The following is a 14,314-nucleotide window of genomic DNA, read 5'->3' on the forward strand; positions in this document are numbered from 1 at the left end:
ACTTTGCGGTCGCGTATCTCGCCAAGTTGGCGACTTACGGGATGGGTAGCGTTTCGCGACCCCTTGGCATCCACGCCCGCCCTTCGGTTCACTGGAGAGTAGACTTGAAGCGGGCGTGGAGGTCAGCGATGCGTTCCGTCACCGCTGACGCAACCAGCCTACGCCGATCCAACCAAATGCGAAACCGTTTCGCATCTCCCGCCGAGGGCTTGCATCAGTTCGATGCAAAGCCGGCCAAGGGCTCGCCAAGCTGATGAAAGCCGCATGCGCTTAGCGCGCAATTTGAGTTGACACTCTCTAGCGACAAATCACGAACAGAACTACGCGCTTAGCTGATCTATGATTGATTTGCCGCGAACAGAACGTGCCTGAACGGGGCACAACCCTTCAGCATCCACGCCCGCTATCCGAAGGATTGAGGGACCACCAGGTGGCGGGCGCGGAGGTCGGCACGCGGGCCGACGGACAACGATAGAGGTTATTGGCTTAGCTGTCGCGTTTATTCGCCCGTCGCCGAACGCACGCAGTTTTGCGCAGGCACCGGTGGGCATCCACGCCCGCCCCGACAGCTGAGGGGCATATCTGCGGGCGAGCGTGGATGAGCCGTGAGACGGTCGAAAACTCACTGGCATGGCCAGTAAGCACAGCGAGGCTTGCCAAACCGTGACTGCCCTTCACGTACCCTGCTCGCGCATCAGGTGCGGGCTTATCCCTTCGCGACGCACACCGTGATCGCGGAGGCGCCAGCAAAAGGACGCCCGGAGTCGGCGATCGCCTTCGACGCCGCTTGGCACGCTTCCTTGGTGTTGAACTCGACGGATCCGACTGACGCTCCTGATCCCGCCAGCATGATGATGAGCACGTAGACCATCGCATCCTCCTCGGTTCGAGGATGTCACCTACGCTGAAGAACGCCGCCCCTGCATCCGGTACGGGCGTCATAAAAAATTCGACGTCGGAAAGGTGATCTTTAAAGGCGCCGCCTTCGCTGTCCGCTCTGGCGCTAAGCGATCGCGACACTGGAACAGATCGCGTCCATTGCTACCGCTTTTGCTACCCAACTGGGTAGCACGGCCCGGAATGGAACGAGATGGAAACGACCGAGTGCGGCAGAAATGCCCGACAGATCAACGCGTTAAGATATTAGGATGAGACGAAGCGAGATGGCCGAGAGCGAATTTCAAGACCGCTGCCTTAAACCACTCGGCCACCCTTCCTGGCGGCATCCGCGGCCTCACGGTTACGGCCGCCGTCGAGGGTGCGTCAACAGGAGAACACCCGGTTGACCTGCGGAAACATTCCGCCTATCTCACCGCCACGCCCGGGGCCGCTCGATGCGGCGCGGGTTTAGCCCCGCCATCTACGACATCGGATGCGCCGGGCTTACGGCTGATTGGGGGATAGTTTAACGGTAGAACGGTGGACTCTGACTCCTCTAGTCCTGGTTCGAATCCAGGTCCCCCAGCCACCGAAGCCGCCCGCCCGATCCCTGATCCGGCGGGTTTTTTGTTCTCCGCTGCCCGGCCGACAGCGTGGCATCACCAAGATTCCGCCGCGTCGGGCGGTGTCGGGCCGGCGTCCCACGTTGACGCCAAGCGGCGCGGCTGCCTAGATCGACCGATGCGCCGGTGCCAGCCCCAGTCGGTCCGAGGGCGCGCGATCATCGGCATGATCGCGCTCTACGCGCTGCTGCTCCAAGCCTTTCTGAGCTTCGCCACGCCGGCCCAGGCCATGGACCGGCCGGACGACCTGCTCTGTGCCGGTCATTCCACAGGTGAACCCGCCGGCAAGGTGATGCACGTCCACCCGTGCTGTACCGTCGTGCAGGCCGGGACACTGACGCTGCCGATCATCGACCCGACCGCCGTGGCCTGGCCCTCGGCGCCGGCGACGCGCTGCGCGTGGCGCCCAGAAGTCGCGATCCCGACGACCGGACCTCCCGCCGACTCCAACACCGCGCGAGGTCCGCCTAGGGCCTGACGATCCCGATCCCGATCGCTCAGGCCCGGACCTTCCCTCATGTCGATTGTTCTTCACGGCGGCGCCTCCGCATACGGGGCGGCCGCCACGCGGCGCTTGTCCAGCGACGCCATCTATCGGGCTGTCTGGCGGTGGCACTTCTATGCCGGCCTGCTGTGCCTGCCCTTCCTGATCAGCCTGTCGGCGACCGGCGCGCTCTATCTGTTCAAGGACGAGATCAACGGCAGCCTGTTCGCATACCGGAACAGGGTCGCCCCCCGGACGACCGTGCCGATCGGCCCGGATCGGCTGATCTTCAACGCGCTGCAGACGGTGCCGGACGGCGTACCCGTCACCTATACCGATCCTCCCGCCCCCGACGCCGCCGCGCGCGTCACGATGGCGGTAGGTGAGCGACGGATCCTCGTCTACCTGAACCCCTATACCGGCGACGTGCTCGACCGCGTCGACCGCGATCGCGAATTCATGGCGGTTGTTCGGGGGCTGCACAGCCTGGCCCTGCTCGGTCCTTTCGCGAATGCGGCTATAGAGATCGTCGCGGGCTTCGGGGTCATCCTGGTCGTGACCGGCACGTATCTGTGGTGGCCGCGCGGCCAGAAAGGCGGCGTCGTCACGATTCGCGCCACGCCGCGCCGGCGCATGTGGTGGCGCGATCTCCACGCCGTCACCGGGTCCGTGGCCGGCGGCGGGCTGCTCTTCCTGGCGCTCACCGGACTGCCCTGGTCGATCTGGTGGGGGCAGCAGCTGCGCACATGGTCGAACGCCGCGGGCCTCGGCCAGCCGGCGGCGCTCTGGGCGAACCGCCCGGTCTCGACGGTGCCGTTGCGCGACCGGCTGGAGGATCCGGGCTGGACCCTGCAGGACGCGCCCGTGCCGCGCTCCGCGCCGGATACCGCGGCGGCCGCGAGCGTCGGGATCGACGAGGCCGTCGCGATCCTGGGACGCATGGAGATGCCCCGCGGATTCGAGCTGGCGCTGCCTGTCGGTGCCGACGGCGTCTACGCGGCGGCCGCCTACCCGCGCGACGTCACCCGACAGCGGGTGATCTCCCTCGACCAGCATTCCGGTCGGTCGCTGGTCGACATCCGTTTCGCCGACCTCGGCCCGGTCGGCCGTGCGATCCAGTACGGCATCGGGATCCACAAGGGCGAGCATTGGGGCCGCGCGAACCAGTTCGCGATGCTGGGCTTCTGCCTCGCCACCATCCTGCTCGCGGTCACCGCCGGAACGATGTGGTGGAAGCGCCGCCCGGCGGGCGGGCTGGGGGTGCCGCCGTGGCCGCGGAGCCGGCGGGTGATCCTCACCGTCACCCTGATGATCGTCGGGCTCGGGGCGCTCTTCCCGATGACCGGCCTCGCGATCGCCGCCATGGTCGGTCTTGATCTCGCCGCGGACCGGCTCCGAAGTCGGTGGGTCGGCTGATCCGGATCGGACGGGCGCCATGCCCGTGCAGAAACATCCACCCCTGAAACACAGGCATCCCGGCCTTCTGGGTGCGGGGCTGATCGTGCTCGCGCTCTGGATCCAGGCGCTGGCCCCGGCTGTCGCCCTGCGGATGGCGCAGGCCACGGCGGCGCTCCCTGGCCTGATCCTGTGCGGGCACGTGCCGGATCAGGCGGTGGACGCCGGCATCGGGCCGCTCGCGCCGGCGATGGCGGGCTGCGGCCTCTGCGGATTGTGTCGTGCCGGCACCGTCCCGCCGCTTCTCACGGCGCTGCCCAGCCTCGCGCACCACCTGCGCTGGGAGACGGTGGCCTGGTTGCTTCCGCCCCCCGGCCTCGCCGCCTCGGCCGTCCTCGTCCTCGGTCAGCCCCGGGGCCCGCCCCGCTTCGCCTGATCGCCGCCTCCTCCGGGTGGCCCCGCCGCTCTCCCCACCGATCAGACGAGACCTCCGATGATGCCCGACCAGACCGTCCTGCGCGGCAGCGCCCTCGCGCTTCTGCTCGCTGGAAGCCCCCTCCCCGCCCTCGGCCAGTCCGCCGTCACGCTGGACGAACTCTCCGTGGAGGGCGAGGCCGCGCCCGCCGCGGGCCGAGCCGCCCCGAGTCCCTACGGCGTGGCGGCGCCACCGGGCTCGGCGCCGTCGGTCATCGAGCATCCCGTGGGCGAGATCGTCACCGGCATCGGCCGCGATGACACCATCGCGAATCGGCCGGCGACCAGCATCGGATCGGTCCTGGTGAACAGCCCCGGCGTCACGGTGCGGCAGGGGAATGGCGGTCGCGACGTCGTCATTTCGATCCGTGGCAACAACGCCCGCTCCACCGGCGTGATCAAGAACACCGTCGTTCTGGAAGACGGCTTCATCCTGACCCAGCCGGACGGGGCGTCGCGGTTCGACCTCACGGATCCCCGCGCCTACAGCCGGATCGACGTGTTCCGCGGGCCGCAATCGCCGCTCTTCGGCAACTACGCCACCGGGGGCGCCATCGCGTTCCGGACCCGCACCGGCCGGGAGATCGACGGCTACGAGATCGGGCTGGATGCCGGCAGCTTCGGCTATCTCAGCAAGTACTTCACGGTCGGCGGCGTCAGCGGTCCGTTCGAGATCAGCCTGTTCGCCAGCGATGTCCGCGCCAACGGCTATCAGGACCATGCCGGCTACGACACGCAGACCATCGATCTGCTCGCGAGCTACACCCCGACCCCGGACAACCGGTTCACCCTGAAGGTGATCAACAACACCCTCGATGCGAACCTTCCCGCCCGGTCGTCCCTGGCCCAGTACACCATCAATCCGTACCAGCGTGGCTGCGCCGCCGCGACGAGCGCGGCGCCGGGCTGCACCACCTTCAACTTGTTCCGGAACGGGGCTTTCGGCGCGACCGTGCCGGTGACGGCCGACGAGGGCGGCTTCGGCCGCAACGACCGCAGGACCATCGTGGCGGCCCGCTGGGAGCACGACATCGACGCGTTCACCACCTGGCGCACGCAGCTCGGTTTCGACGAGCGCAACTTCGACCAGCCTTTCTACACGACCTCGTCTCGGGGCTCGTATCCGTCCTGGAACTTCCTGACGGACCTGACCCGGCGGGGTGACCTGTTCGGCCTGCCGGCCACCGGTTACGTCGCGCTGGCCTACAACACGATCGACAACCACATCACCACGTTTAACCGTGCGCCTTACGGCGGCCCGCGCCTGGGGGCGTTGATCGGCGATCAGGCGGCGGTGCAGTCGAATCTCGGCGGCCGGGCGCGGCTCGAACTGGCGCTGTCGGACCAGTGGACCGGGATCGTCGGCTTCAGCGCCGAGACCACGTCCATCACCGGCCGCAACCTCGCCTACGCGTATGCGGCGAGCGGCACGACGCAGACGGTGGCCGACGCGAACCGGTCCTTCCTCAACGTCGCCCCCGAATTGGCGCTGGTTTACCGGCCGGATTCGGCCTGGGCGCTGCGCGGCCGGATCGCGACCGGCTACACGACGCCGGCGGCGAGCAACCTGTTCATCACCCCGGCTGGGTTGCCGGGCAACAACACGCAGCTCCAGACCCAGGAGAATCTCGGCTTCGATCTCGGCGTGGAGTGGAGTCCGGTGACGGATCTCCGCCTCAGCGTGACCGGGTTCTACGAATTCTTCCGCAACGAGCTGGTCTCGCAATCGCCGGGGGCGGGACTGCTCGCCTACACGTTCAACGCCCCGGCCTCCGAGCATCGCGGCATCGAGGCCGGCGCCGATTGGGCCTTCGCGCCCGGCTGGCGCGGGACACTCGCCTACACGTTCGACGACCAGGTCTACACCCGCTACACCGAGCAGCTCAGCGCCGGCAGCCTGACCCGGTCGTTCGACCGCGCCGGAAACCGGATCCCGGGCGTTCCGACCCACCAGCTTCTGGCTCGCCTGGGCTACGACGTGCCGAGCGGCCCGCTCGCGGGGCTCGGCGTCTTCGTGGAGACGGTCGTCCAGGGCGATTTCTACCTCGACAATGCCAACCTGCTGAAGGTGCCGGGCTACGCTATCGTCAACGCCAACCTGCACTACGCCACGGATCTGCCCGGCGGCTACGCGAAGCGGCTCAGCCTCTATCTGGAGGTGCGCAACCTGTTCGACACGACCTACGTGGCCTCCGCCCAGAACCTCGCCAACGGGATCAGCGGCACGACCGGACTCCAGAACGGCGCGGCCGTGCTGGCGACCACCACCGGGTCGATCTTCGCAGGTGCGCCGCGGAACATCGTCGGCGGGATGCGGCTGGCATTTTGATAACCGCGCCCGGGCTCGCGCTTGGTGCGAAGGCCGAGCTTGCACTATGCTCCAGCGATCGATCGCAGGGGCCGGGCCAGGCGCGCGGTCCGGTCCGCGCGGCCGGGGCCGTAGGCGGAGACGTGGCGCGATGGTCGGATGAGGCGGCGAACGGTCATCGCTGGGTTGCCCGTGGCGCTGGCCGGGTGGCCGCGCGCCATCCGGGCGCAGACGCAGGCGCATGTCGTGGCGTTCTGGCCCTTTGCGGAGGGTGATGCCGAGGGCCGGACCCTCGCGGACGCATTTCACGCCGCTTTGCGCGATCAAGTCCACGCGGATCAGCCGGTCGACGATCGCTGGGCCGGTGCCGACCGCGCGCGCACAGGCCTTCTCGCCACCGAACTCGTGGCCGCCCAGCCCCAGGTGATCTTCGCCTATCTCAGCGCGCAGCTCTCGGCCGTCGCGGCATTGACCAAGCAGATTCCCATCGTGTTCGTCGGAGCCTCGAACCCGGTCCGTTTCGGATACGTGGAGAGCCTCCAGCGCCCGGGCGGGAACATCACCGGCTTCACGCTCTACGAGGCACCGCTCGGCGGAAAATGGGTGGCGGCCCTGAAGGAAGCCGTACCGAGCCTGCGGCGGGTCACGCTCCTGTCGAATGCGAGCACCGAGATCCGCGGCGAGAACCTGTATGCCGAGCCGTTCCGCAGCACCGCGGCCGCGCTGGGGATCGAGCCCCTGGTCTTGAAGGTCGAGACAACGGCCGAGATCGATCCGATAATAGCGGATCTGGCGCGGCAGGGAGATGGAGGCCTGATCGTCGCGCCCGGTACGTTCAGCGAGGCGAACGGCGATCGCATCGTTGCGCTCACCACGAGCCACAAGATCCCGGCGGTCTTCGCAATCCGGCGCTTCGCCTATCGCGGCGGCCTGATGTCGTACGGACCGGATCCGGTGGAGACGGTCCGCCGGGCTGCAGCCTATGTCGGTCGCATCCTCCGCGGCGAGAATCCCGCGACCCTGCCGGTCCAGGCGCCCACGAAATTCGACTTCATCGTAAATCTCAAGACCGCGCGCAGCATGGGCGTAGACATCGCGTCGGCGCTCCTCGCCCAGGCGGATGAGATCGTCGAATGACGGCGCCGCGCCCGATCGCCCCGCCGCCGGGCGCCAAGCCGCTGCCGCGCTGGCTCCGCCTGCCGCTCGCAAAGAAATTCGCCGTGGCCTTCGTAGGCCTCGTCAGCCTGGTGCTGCTCATCAACGGGGCGGTCGATCTGACGCTGAACTATTACGACGCCAAGCGGACGGCGATCGAGACGCAGCGCACCAAGGCCCGGGCGGCCGCCGAACGCGTCGATGCCTTCCTGTCCGGGATCGAGAGCCAGGTCGGCTGGACGACCCGTGCAGAGTGGCGTCGCGTGTCGCCCGAGCAGCAGCGTTACGACTTCATCCGCCTCCTGCGCCAGGCGCCAGCGATCACCGAGGTCGCGTATCTGGATCCGGCCGGGAAGGAACAGCTGCGGGTGTCGCGGCTCGAACCCGATGCCGTCGCCAGCGGCAAGGATTTCTCGACCTCGCCGCGTTTCACCCAGGCGCTCAGCCAGAAGACGTGGTTCGGCCCGGTCTACTTCCGGCGCGGCTCCGAGCCCTACATGACCGTCTCGGTGGCGCATGCAGGCCGCGATCCCGGCGTCACGGTTGCGGAAGTCAATCTGAAGCTGATCTGGGACGTGGTCAGCGCGATCAATGTCGGCGATCACGGCTACGCCTTCGTGACCACCTCCGCCGGCCGGCTGATCGCGCATCCGGATCTCAGCCTCGTCCTGCGGGACACCGATTTGTCCGGCCTGCCCGAGGTCGCCGCAGCGCTGCCCGGCTCGCACATGGCGGGACAGGATTACGAGATCACCACCGGCCTCGGCGGAGGCTGGGTTCTGGCGGCCCACGCCACCATCCCGCGGGTCGACTGGATCGTGTTCGTGCAGGAATCGTTGCGCGACGCAATGGGCCCGGCCCTGGAATCCGTCATCCAGACCACCTCGCTGATGGGCCTCGGCGTGCTGCTGGCCGCCGTGGCAGGCACCTTCCTGGCCCGGCGCATGGTCGTTCCAATCCGCACGCTCGAGGACGGGGCGGAGCGGTTCGGCGCCGGAGACCTGACCGAGCGCATCGTCATCCGCACGGGCGACGAGATCGAGACCCTCGCGCACCGGTTCAACACGATGGCGAGCCGCGTGCAGGATTCCTACGAGACGCTCGAGGCCAAGGTCGCGGAACGGACCCGCGACCTCAACCAGTCGCTCGATGATCTCCAGAGGGCGCAGAGCCGTCTCGTCCAGTCGGAGAAGCTCGCGTCCCTGGGGCAGCTCACTGCCGGCATCGCCCACGAGATCAAGAACCCGCTGAACTTCGTCAACAATTTCGCCTCGCTCTCTCACGAGCTGGTGGACGAGCTTCGGGACGTGCTCGAGCCGGCCGCGCTCGATCCGAACCTGCGCGCGGAGGTCGAGGAGATCGCCGTGCTTCTCAAGGGCAATCTCGAGAAGGTCGTCCAGCACGGCAAACGCGCCGATTCGATCGTCAAGAACATGCTGCTGCACTCGCGCACCGGGTCGGGTGAGCATCGCCCGGTCGAGGTCAATGCCCTCGTCGAGGAAAGCCTGAATCTTGCCTATCACGGTGCCCGTGCGGCCAAGCCCGGCTTCAACGTGACCCTCGTGCGCGACTACGACCCGGGAGCCGGCATTGCCGACATCTATCCTCAGGAGATCACACGGGTCCTGCTCAACCTGATGTCGAACGGCTTCTACGCCACGGAGAAGAAGATCGAGAGCGCGGAGCCCGGCTACGCGCCGACGCTGTCGGTCGCCACGCGGGATCGGGGCGACAGCATCGAGATCCGCGTGCGCGACAACGGCACCGGCATTCCCGAGAGCGTCAGGGCCAAGATGTTCGACCCGTTCTTCACCACCAAGCCCGCCGGTGAGGGCACGGGGCTCGGCCTGTCGCTGAGCCACGACATCCTGGTCAAGCAGCATGGCGGGACGGTCGACGTCGCCACGGAGCCAGGCGCCTTCACCGAGTTCATCATCGTCCTGCCGCGTCGGAGCGCGACAGCGGCCACGCCCCCCCAGCCGGCGACCGAGACCGAGAGCCAGCCATGAACGTCCTGATCCTCGTCGTCGATGACGAACCCGACGTCACCGACCTGTTCCGGCAGCAGTTCCGCCGCGAGTTGCGCGCCCGACGCTTCGCGATGGCCTTCGCGCATTCGGCGGCGGAAGCCCTCGAGCGGATCAACGGCTCCAACGAGCCGAGCCTGATCCTGATGCTGTCGGACATCAACATGCCCGGCATGACCGGCCTCGAATTGCTGCCGCTCGTGCGCGCCGCCCGGCCCGACGTGCCGGTGATCATGATCACCGCCTACGGCGATGCGGAAACCCGCGAGAAGGTCCGCGCCGCCGGCGCGGTGGGCCTGATCACCAAGCCGATCGATTTTGCCGTGCTGAAAGCCGAGATCGATCGCCGTCTCTCCGCATTCGCGGGGGCCGAATGACGCCCGGCATGCCCGGCGCCAAGATCCTCGTCGTCGACGACGAACCGGATCTCGAGGCGCTGATCACCCAGAAATTTCGTCGTCAGATCCGTCAGGGCGTCGTCACATTCCTGTTCGCCCAGGACGGGCAGGAGGCGCTGGACCGCCTCGCGGAACACCCTGACGTCGATCTGGTCGTGTCCGACATCAACATGCCGCGCATGGACGGGCTGACGCTGCTCGCCAAGCTCCAGGATCTCGCCGAGCGTCCCTCGACCATCATCGTCTCGGCTTACGGCGACATGGCGAATATCCGCACGGCGATGAACCGGGGCGCCTTCGACTTCCTGACGAAGCCGATCGACTTCGCCGATCTCGAGACGACGATCGAGCGGACGCTGCGGCATGTCGAGGCTCTGCGCGAGGGGCGGCGGCGGCAATCGTTGGCGGAACGCGCCCACGCTTCCCTAGCCCGGTACTTCTCGCCGAACCTCGCCGAGCGGCTCGCCGGGGACGCGTCGGGTCTCGAACTCGGCGGCCACCGCCGCGACGTGGCCTCCCTGTTCACCGACATCGCCGGCTTCACCAGCCTGGTGGAGAGCCTCGATCCGGCCCAGCTCGCCGAGATCCTCAACGGCTATTTCGCGGAGATGACCGACTTGGTCTTCGCCCACGAGGGGACGGTGGCGAAGATCGTTGGCGACGCACTGCACGTGCTCTTCGGGGCGCCGGGGGATCAGCCGGACCACGCGGCTCGCGCCGTGGACTGCGCCCTGGCCCTTGACCGCGCGGCGGAAGAGTTCCGCCAACGCTGGCGGGAGCGGGGAATCGAGATCGGCGTGACGCGGATCGGCGTCCATGCCGGGCCGGCGATCGTCGGCAATTTCGGCGGGAGCCGGTACTTCGACTACACGGCCTACGGCGACACCATCAACACCGCCGCGCGCCTGGAGAATGCCAACAAGGCCTTCGGCACCCGGATCTGCGTCAGCGACGCGGTCGTGATCCGGGCCGGTCAGTTCCGCGGCCGCCCCCTCGGCGATCTGCTCCTTCGCGGCAAGCAGACGGCCCTGCGCGCCTACGAACCCCTGACCGAGGCGGCCTATCCGGCTCGGCTGCTCGCGCAGTACCAGGAGGCCTACACCAAGCTCGAGGCGGGCGAGGCCGGCGCCCTGCCGGCCTTCGCGGCCCTGGTCGGGCTGCGCCCCGAGGACGGGGTCGCGGCCTTCCACCTGAAGCGCCTGCTGAACGGGGGGAGCGGGAGCCGCGTCGAGGTTGGCTGAGGTCCGGACCGGCACAGTCCGCATCCCTGCATCGACGGCCGCGATAGCCGCGCCTTAAGGCACCGCCTATTACCGTCCCCTGGCACGCGGTCGGAGCCTCGTCCGAGAGCGGCCGGCCGGAACGGTGGTAGACGGGAGACCGGCGCATGAGACGGCGCGACGTCATCGCGGGCCTGGGTGCGGCCGCGTGGCCCACCTTCGCCGCCGGCCGAGCCAAAGGCCAGCATCGCCTGGGGATCCTCCTGGTCTACGGCGAAGCGCACCCGGACAGTCCCGTCATTGTCGACACCCTGCAGGAGAGTCTGAAGCGCGCCGGCTGGATCTGGGGCCAGAACCTCGCCGTCGACCTGCAATACGGTAATGGTGACGCCGCACGGATGCGCCTGCAGGCGGACGAGATCCTGGCGCAGAAGCCCGATGTGGTGCTCGCGCAGGGGATCGTCGGTGCGACCGCGCTCCAGAGCGCGACGAAGACGACGCCGGTCGTCTTCATGATGCTCCAAGACCCGATCGGCGGCGGCTTCGTGACCAACTTGTCGCGCCCCGGCGGCAACCTGACCGGCTTCACCAATTTCGACTTCATCCTCGTGGGCAAGTGGCTGCAGCTTCTCAAGGAACTCAGCCCCGGCGTCACGCGGGCCCTTGCGCTGCTCAATCCCGACTATCGCGCGCGCCTCGCGGGCTACGCGGCCGAACTGTCCCGGATCGGCCCAGAACTCGGGATCGATGCGCAGATCGCCGGCGTGCACGATGCCGCCGAGATCGAGACCGCGATCTCCGGCTTCGCCGCGCAGCCGAGGGGCGGCCTCCTCGTCCTGCCGGATGCGGTGACGGGGATCTACAGTCAGCGGATCGTCGATCTGGCCGCGACCTGCCGCCTGCCGGCGGTCTATGCCTATGCGGCACCGGTCCGGCTCGGCGGTCTCGCCGCCTACACGACCAGCGTCGCGCAGGATGTGGAGCGGGCTGCCGGCTACATCGATCGGATCCTGCGCGGCGCGGTGGTCGGCGAGCTCCCGGTCCAGGCCAGCGCGCGCTTCACGACGCTGCTCAACCTGAAGACCGCGGCAACGCTCGGGCTGACCATCAGGCCGTCGCTGATGGCGACGGTGGACGAGCTGGTCGAGTAGCGGCCTCGGACCGACGCGCCGTCCGCATCGGCGTCGCGGCGGCCCCGCAAGGGGACCGCCGCGGTCGCGACGACGCGGGCGGTCAGCTGAAGGCCGGCAGGCGCCCGTCCGGCGAGTAGCGGTCAACGGCCGAGGGAAGATCGCGCGAGAGGCGGGCCAGCAGCTCGGTCTTGCTCAGACCGGTCCGCTGCTCGAGGGCCGCAAGGGTGTCGGGGCCGATGGCGCGCTCGAGATCCGCGGTCGGGATTTCGCGGTTCGGCCCGCTGTTGATCCACGATTGTGCGGTCTCGGCGTGACCACCCTTGGTGAAATGGTCCACCAGTTCGGTCAGGCCGCCGGCGATGAGGCCACCGACGCCCCCCGCGCTGGCGCCGCCGAGCAGGCGGTCGAGATTTGCCGGGGTGGTCGATCCCGTTCCGGCCGGAACCTGCGGCGTCGGCGAGCGGGACGCATCCTTTGCGTGCCCACCGAGCCACTCGGCGATCCGGTCGCGGTTCTGGTAGCCGGCCACCGCCAGCAATCCCAGCAGGGCGGTCATCGAGGGATATCCCTTGCTCATCGCGTCGTCCTTCCTTGATGCGGGCTTTCGCCCGGGTGGTACGGCGGTGGGCCGCCGCAACGGGTCATGCCGATGTCGGAGTGGTGTCGGCGGAGACCGTCCTACCGGTCAACGCCGATCCGTCATCCGCGCTCCGGCCGGCCGTAATGGCGCGCTTGACCGTCGAGCGAGCCGCGTCGATGGCGATGGTCGCCGCCGACATGGTCCGGGCCTCGGTCGGCCGCTCCAGGGCATGTTTGGCGATGTCACCCGCGAGGTCGTCGATCTCCCGGGCGAGGATCTCGAGACGCCCGGGATCCGCCGTCGCCTGCGCCTCCTGGCGGATCTGAAGCAGGCGGTCGGTCGCCTCCTCGACGCGCTCGCGCCGCAGGCGCGACAGGCGCTGGCCGATCCAGGCCAGAGCCGAGCCGACGCCGCCGCCGAGGAAGGCCAGCAGATAGATCCAGGTCTCGTAGCGCTCGATGAAGCTCTGCTGCTCGCGCTCGTAATAATCGACGGCGCCGGGATGAATCGGCAGCCGGGCGCTGGTCGCGCCGACGGTCCCGTCATAGGCGGGCGCCTGGACGTAGTCGGCGGCCGGCGTGACGTTGGCCATGGCGCTGCGCAGCTCGAACAGGTGCTGGGTGACGTCGGCCGCCACCGAACGGGCAAGGTCCGCGCGGGCCATCAGCCGGTACGAGGCGCCGACCGTGCGAACGTCCTCGGCCGGCACCTTGGGGCTGCCTCCGAAGGTTTCGGCCGGCATGGTGACGACCTGCAGCCGCGGCAGCCGGGCGACGATCGCCTCGGCGTTCTCGACATCGACGAAGGAGATCTTGCGGCTGCGGCTGGCCGCCTGAACGAGGCCGACGATCCGCTGCGCGGTCGGCGCGGTCGGCGCGATGACCGAGATCACGGCGTCCACCCGCTTGCGCGCGAAGGCGGCGCCGAGGTCGCTCTCCGCCATCTCGACCAGGGCGACGTGGCGCGGTGGCAGCCCGCCCTCCGGCTCGGTCGTGACCAGCGTCAATCCGTAATGGTCGAGCATGGCGCGGATCAGCGCCTCGTCGGCGTCCCGATGGGCGAGGATCGCGAGGCGCTTGCGGTCGAGATCGGGGAAGCGGGCGATGCCGGAGGCTTCGGGCGAGGCGATGATCATGGCCTGGTCCCGCAGGATGGCCAGCGTCAGGCCGTTGTCGGGGAGCTCCACGTCCGGCCGTACGATCGCGAGGTCGGCCCGGCCAGCGCCCAGGGCCTCGGCACTGTCGCGCACGTCGTCGAAAGGCAGGATCTTGAGGCGGATCTCCTTGTGGCTCTTGGCCAGAGCGTCCGCGTAGGCCTGGATCAGGGCCGGTTCCGTACCGTCCTTCGGGGCGACCGCGACGGTCAGGACGGTGGCGCGCGAAACCCAGTAGGCCACGCCGGCGCCGACGCTCAGCAGGATGGCGAGCGCCAGGAAGACGAATTCCTGACGCAAGAAGAGGCTGGCGAAGCGCCGCATCGTCTCTGGTCTCGCGCGTTGGGCGGTCCGGCCGGATACAAGGCCGGCCGGCGCCGCGGGATGGGGTCAGTGCGTGCCGGTGATCTTGTCGGCGAGGTTTTCGGCGCCGTCCTTGACATCGCCCACCGTCTTCTGCGCCTCGCCCTTCAGCTCCTGCGCCT

Annotated in this window: 12 protein-coding genes, 1 tRNA gene and 1 pseudogene; 10 read left to right on the forward strand and 4 right to left on the reverse strand. The window is 68.6% G+C overall.

Annotation, left to right across the window (positions count from 1 at the left end):
* Positions 1-706: 706 nt before the first annotated feature.
* Entirely contained in the window at positions 707-871 is a 165-nt protein-coding gene (locus CIW48_RS33370) for a hypothetical protein (RefSeq protein WP_173009321.1), read from the reverse strand.
* Between the two features lie 523 nt (positions 872-1,394).
* Between CIW48_RS33370 and CIW48_RS19865 the strand changes: the two genes are divergently transcribed.
* From CIW48_RS19865 to CIW48_RS19910, 10 genes are all read left to right on the forward strand, one after another.
* Positions 1,395-1,468: transfer RNA gene (locus CIW48_RS19865), tRNA-Gln, on the forward strand.
* 200 nt (positions 1,469-1,668) lie between these two features.
* A complete protein-coding gene (locus CIW48_RS19870; RefSeq protein WP_246695335.1) occupies positions 1,669-1,980 on the forward strand; it encodes a hypothetical protein in 312 nt (103 codons plus the stop codon).
* Between the two features lie 39 nt (positions 1,981-2,019).
* The gene (locus tag CIW48_RS19875; protein ID WP_149312306.1) at positions 2,020-3,402 is read left to right on the forward strand and encodes a PepSY domain-containing protein; all 1,383 of its coding nucleotides are present in this window, start codon (positions 2,020-2,022) and stop codon (positions 3,400-3,402) included.
* 19 nt (positions 3,403-3,421) lie between these two features.
* Complete coding sequence (locus CIW48_RS19880; protein ID WP_149312307.1) at positions 3,422-3,817, forward strand: DUF2946 domain-containing protein; 396 nt, start codon at positions 3,422-3,424, stop codon at positions 3,815-3,817.
* Positions 3,818-3,877: 60 nt separating this feature from the next.
* Positions 3,878-6,184, forward strand: a complete 2,307-nt coding sequence (locus CIW48_RS19885) for a TonB-dependent receptor (RefSeq protein WP_246695336.1) — start codon at positions 3,878-3,880, stop codon at positions 6,182-6,184.
* Positions 6,185-6,322: 138 nt separating this feature from the next.
* Positions 6,323-7,300 carry an ABC transporter substrate-binding protein gene (locus tag CIW48_RS19890; protein WP_149312309.1) on the forward strand — a complete coding sequence of 326 codons (978 nt, stop codon included), beginning with the start codon at positions 6,323-6,325 and terminating at the stop codon, positions 7,298-7,300.
* Positions 7,297-9,327, forward strand: coding sequence for an ATP-binding protein (locus CIW48_RS19895; RefSeq protein ID WP_149312310.1), 2,031 nt, complete (start codon positions 7,297-7,299; stop codon positions 9,325-9,327). The genes CIW48_RS19890 and CIW48_RS19895 overlap by 4 nt, the downstream gene beginning before the upstream one ends.
* The gene (locus CIW48_RS19900) at positions 9,324-9,722 is read left to right on the forward strand and encodes a response regulator (RefSeq protein WP_149312311.1); all 399 of its coding nucleotides are present in this window, start codon (positions 9,324-9,326) and stop codon (positions 9,720-9,722) included. The genes CIW48_RS19895 and CIW48_RS19900 overlap by 4 nt, the downstream gene beginning before the upstream one ends.
* Positions 9,719-10,984, forward strand: coding sequence for an adenylate/guanylate cyclase domain-containing protein (locus CIW48_RS19905; protein WP_149312312.1), 1,266 nt, complete (start codon positions 9,719-9,721; stop codon positions 10,982-10,984). Before CIW48_RS19900 ends, CIW48_RS19905 begins: the two co-directional genes overlap by 4 nt.
* Before the next feature lie 146 nt (positions 10,985-11,130).
* Complete coding sequence (locus tag CIW48_RS19910) at positions 11,131-12,114, forward strand: ABC transporter substrate-binding protein (protein ID WP_149312313.1); 984 nt, start codon at positions 11,131-11,133, stop codon at positions 12,112-12,114.
* Positions 12,115-12,196: 82 nt separating this feature from the next.
* Here the strand turns inward: CIW48_RS19910 and CIW48_RS19915 are convergent, their stop codons facing one another.
* From CIW48_RS19915 to CIW48_RS34110, 3 genes and pseudogenes are all read right to left on the reverse strand, one after another.
* On the reverse strand, positions 12,197-12,673 hold the full coding sequence (locus tag CIW48_RS19915; protein WP_149312314.1) for a YidB family protein: 477 nt from the start codon (positions 12,671-12,673) through the stop codon (positions 12,197-12,199).
* Positions 12,674-12,737: 64 nt separating this feature from the next.
* The gene (locus tag CIW48_RS19920; protein WP_149312315.1) at positions 12,738-14,153 is read right to left on the reverse strand and encodes a TAXI family TRAP transporter solute-binding subunit; all 1,416 of its coding nucleotides are present in this window, start codon (positions 14,151-14,153) and stop codon (positions 12,738-12,740) included.
* Positions 14,154-14,219: 66 nt separating this feature from the next.
* Positions 14,220-14,314 (reverse strand): annotated as a pseudogene (locus CIW48_RS34110) (CsbD family protein); the annotation flags it as partial.

The sequence above is a fragment of the Methylobacterium sp. P1-11 genome (assembly GCF_008329595.1).
Lineage (GTDB): Bacteria > Pseudomonadota > Alphaproteobacteria > Rhizobiales > Beijerinckiaceae > Methylobacterium.

Bases quoted from the DNA above. Each gene is read 5' to 3' on its own strand.
- CIW48_RS19885 (WP_246695336.1), top strand. From the start codon at position 3,878: ATGCCCGACCAGACCGTCCTGCGCGGCAGCGCCCTCGCGCTTCTGCTC.
- CIW48_RS19910 (WP_149312313.1), top strand. From the start codon at position 11,131: ATGAGACGGCGCGACGTCATCGCGGGCCTGGGTGCGGCCGCGTGGCCC.
- CIW48_RS19890 (WP_149312309.1), top strand. From the start codon at position 6,323: ATGAGGCGGCGAACGGTCATCGCTGGGTTGCCCGTGGCGCTGGCCGGG.
- CIW48_RS19915 (WP_149312314.1), bottom strand. From the start codon at position 12,673: ATGAGCAAGGGATATCCCTCGATGACCGCCCTGCTGGGATTGCTGGCG.
- CIW48_RS19895 (WP_149312310.1), top strand. From the start codon at position 7,297: ATGACGGCGCCGCGCCCGATCGCCCCGCCGCCGGGCGCCAAGCCGCTG.
- CIW48_RS19920 (WP_149312315.1), bottom strand. From the start codon at position 14,153: ATGCGGCGCTTCGCCAGCCTCTTCTTGCGTCAGGAATTCGTCTTCCTG.
- CIW48_RS33370 (WP_173009321.1), bottom strand. From the start codon at position 871: ATGGTCTACGTGCTCATCATCATGCTGGCGGGATCAGGAGCGTCAGTC.
- CIW48_RS19905 (WP_149312312.1), top strand. From the start codon at position 9,719: ATGACGCCCGGCATGCCCGGCGCCAAGATCCTCGTCGTCGACGACGAA.
- CIW48_RS19870 (WP_246695335.1), top strand. From the start codon at position 1,669: ATGATCGCGCTCTACGCGCTGCTGCTCCAAGCCTTTCTGAGCTTCGCC.
- CIW48_RS19900 (WP_149312311.1), top strand. From the start codon at position 9,324: ATGAACGTCCTGATCCTCGTCGTCGATGACGAACCCGACGTCACCGAC.
- CIW48_RS19875 (WP_149312306.1), top strand. From the start codon at position 2,020: ATGTCGATTGTTCTTCACGGCGGCGCCTCCGCATACGGGGCGGCCGCC.
- CIW48_RS19880 (WP_149312307.1), top strand. From the start codon at position 3,422: ATGCCCGTGCAGAAACATCCACCCCTGAAACACAGGCATCCCGGCCTT.